2 tRNA genes are annotated in these 392 nt (G+C 54.3%); both read left to right on the top strand.

From position 1 onward, the window contains the following. The first annotated feature begins 73 nt into the window (after positions 1-73). Positions 74-150 (top strand) — tRNA-Ile (locus ETC27_RS16495). A 98-nt stretch (positions 151-248) separates the two neighbouring features. Further along, a tRNA-Ala gene (locus ETC27_RS16500) sits at positions 249-324 on the top strand. The last annotated feature ends 68 nt before the right edge of the window (positions 325-392 follow it).

A 392-nucleotide genomic window follows, 5' to 3' on the forward strand; every position in this document is an offset into this window, starting at 1 on the left:
TAATCGACGACTCGCCTCTTCTCGGCAAGTGTCCACAATGAATTATCTGATCGGCCAGAGCATAAGACTGTTTGGGTCTGTAGCTCAGTTGGTTAGAGCGCACCCCTGATAAGGGTGAGGTCGGCAGTTCGAGTCTGCCCAGACCCACCAAATTTGTGTCATACGTCGTTGCTTTCCTTCTCGTGTAGCAGGCTACACGTCGGCGAAAAGCGCCTTGTCTGACCCAAATTCGCAAGATGACTTGTCAGGGGGCCTTAGCTCAGCTGGGAGAGCGCCTGCCTTGCACGCAGGAGGTCAGCGGTTCGATCCCGCTAGGCTCCACCATCACCCCAACAGTCATCTGTGAGTCCACAGTCACAAGCCTATCATCACAAACGTTGATGTCGGGCTTG

The sequence above is a fragment of the Onishia niordana genome (assembly GCF_004798965.1).
GTDB lineage: Bacteria > Pseudomonadota > Gammaproteobacteria > Pseudomonadales > Halomonadaceae > Onishia > Onishia niordana.